The organism is Leptotrichia sp. oral taxon 879 str. F0557 (genome assembly GCF_000469385.1).
Taxonomy (GTDB): domain Bacteria; phylum Fusobacteriota; class Fusobacteriia; order Fusobacteriales; family Leptotrichiaceae; genus Leptotrichia; species Leptotrichia mesophila.
This window is the reverse complement of record NZ_KI271343.1, coordinates 128,305-130,822: the sequence shown is the minus strand read 5'-3', so window position 1 is coordinate 130,822 and position 2,518 is coordinate 128,305. Positions and strand designations below refer to the sequence as shown.

Here is a 2,518-nt window from a genome sequence, read left to right as displayed (position 1 = left end):
ACACTTGATAGAAAAATTAGCAAATAAGAAAGAGGCAGTTTGTTACATTATTATGATTTTATTTTCATATATTTTATCAAAATTATTTGATAAATATTTTTTAAAAGGTTATTTTGTAGTAATATATTCTGCTTTACAATTATCACACTTAAAATTATTTGATAATTTTAATTTAAAAGATAATTTTGTTGATTTTATTATAAAGAGACTAATAATACTAGTAGTATTATTACCTTTTATTAGTGTTAGCATTCCAGAAAAATTTTATAAAGTTATCACAAAAGAAAATCATCAATTAGAAGGAGTACTTGTATCAGATCTTAAAGATAAAATCAAACTAATACCTGAAAAAATAGAGAAAGATAATTTTAAAATTATTGAAATACCAAAAGAAGGAATTATTGAAATAAATGAAATAAAAAATAAATTTCTTACACATATACCAGAATGTAAAGAAGATGTGAAAAAAATTTGTTTGTATATGAATAGAGATATTATAAAGATTAATCTTTCTGAAAATGGAAATACTACTCAGATAATTACAAAATTAAATATAAATAATGAAGAAGATAAAAAAATTTTAAATAGATTTAATTTCATTAAAAATAAAAATTATTCATTAAAAATGTATAGTATTTCAGAAAAAAAATTAATTGAAAAAACTGTAAAGTATGTAGAAAAGTATTGTGATGAAAAAGATGTAATCTATTTACTTGAAAGTATAGGAAACTTGAGTATAGTAATAGAAAACAATAGTTTAAAAAATAAAAAAATCTCTATAAATGAACAAGCTTTTATAATAATAGAGGAATCTAAATAGATAATGTATATTAAGGAAGGTAAGAATTGAAATAATTGAAAGAGAAGAAAACACTAAAAGGATAGGAGTGAAAAAATATGTTACAGGAAAATTTTAAAAAAATGGAAAAGGCGAACTGGTTAAAAATTATTTTTAATTCAGCAAAATTTTTAATTTCTTTGCTGGTATTAAATATAGGAGTAGTTTTATTATTTACAGTTGAAATTAGCAGGAATTTTTATGTTTCTACTGTTGTGATTTTTATAGTTTTATTAATTATATTGGGTATAGTAGATTTCTTTGTGTTTTCGTATTATAAAAAGAAATATCCAAACATTTATTTTTACGATGATGGTTTTAGTGTAGGAAAAAATGAAAAAAATTATTATAAAAATTTGCAATATTTTCTTTCAAAGGAAGTATACATGGTGGGAAATACATTTACAGCCATTTTTTTCAAATCTAACGAAGGAAAGTGGGAAAAAATCAATGCAGGCGGATATAGAAAAGATGCTTTTGATTTATTTCAAGAAGATTTTGTAAAACAGAATTATCCGAGTGCATTAGAAAATATTGAAAATGAAGGAAATGAGGAATTTTCATTTAGAAAATCACATAAATTGAGTTTCAGTCTTTTCTCAGACAAGAAGCAAATTGAGAATTTTGATAATTTAAAGAAAATAAAAGTTTCGAAAGAAAATATTACATTTGATGATGAAGTTTATGAATGGGAAAATTATAAGGTTGGAGTGACAGATGGCGTAATTTATGTGAAAGATTTAAAAGACGTTATTATTTTAGCTTTTGGAAATGAAATGGAGATTTTCTGTGAAAATCTGTTAGTCTTTTTAATAGAAAAACTGAATAAAAATTAGATGAAAGGGATTATTTATGAAGAGATATTTAAATGGAATTTTATTTGCAGGGTTAAGTTCTATTGTTGCAGTTATGATTTGCTTAGGGTTTTCGATGATTTTTTTAGGATATAAAATAATTTCTATAATTATATTTTTTATAGTTTTTTTTGGCTGGATATTTGGAATAAAAATTAAAAAGACAGATACAGAGAGTAAAAATATTGCCGAACCTATACGTCAAAGTAAATTTGGAGCAAATGCTAAAAATGAAAATTTACTAAATCCAAAATATGAAGCTTTGCCAATGAGGGATATTACAAAAGGAATTCCTGTAATTACCATTTTTTCCATAATTGCAGTATACTTTGTTGATGTAGTTTTGGTAGCTTATTATTTGAAAAAAGAGCAAAAATTACCATTTTTAAAAGGTTTATCTTATTCGTGGATGGGAGTTTTTAAAATAAGTAGTGAAATATATAAAGATTGGGTTTGGATAATTTTAGTTGCGATTGTATCTGTAGTTGCTTTTATAAAAGCTGAGAAAAAGGAACAGATGAGTAAGAAGAATTAAGAGGGAAATTAGATTTTATATAGTTTATTCAAAAAATGGAATTCGTCAGACAGTGTCTGATGAATTTATTTGGGATTAAAAAAGAATAAAATGGAGGACTAATATGAGTGATGCTATAAAAGATGAAGTTTTTGGAGAAATAAAAAATTTTGAAACTGAAGTTGAGTGGCTTGGGAGAAAAATAGGTGTGAGTTTTGATGATGGAATTGGGCATAATTGGAGTGAAGAGAAAAAAGTAGAAGAAGTTAAAGGGGCAATTGAACAATTTAAAATTATGTATCTCAATCAAAA

3 protein-coding genes and 1 pseudogene are annotated in these 2,518 nt (G+C 23.8%); all 4 read left to right on the top strand.

The features are described from left to right. The coding region (locus HMPREF1552_RS08590; protein ID WP_021744774.1) for a hypothetical protein at positions 1–820 on the top strand (820 nt) is incomplete at its 5' end. A 77-nt stretch (positions 821–897) separates the two neighbouring features. Beyond that, positions 898–1,674, top strand: coding sequence for a hypothetical protein (locus tag HMPREF1552_RS08585; protein ID WP_021744773.1), 777 nt, complete (start codon positions 898–900; stop codon positions 1,672–1,674). 16 nt (positions 1,675–1,690) lie between these two features. After that, a complete protein-coding gene (locus HMPREF1552_RS08580) occupies positions 1,691–2,227 on the top strand; it encodes a hypothetical protein (RefSeq protein WP_021744772.1) in 537 nt (178 codons plus the stop codon). Positions 2,228–2,330: 103 nt separating this feature from the next. Then, positions 2,331–2,518, top strand: a pseudogene (locus HMPREF1552_RS12595) (hypothetical protein); the annotation flags it as partial.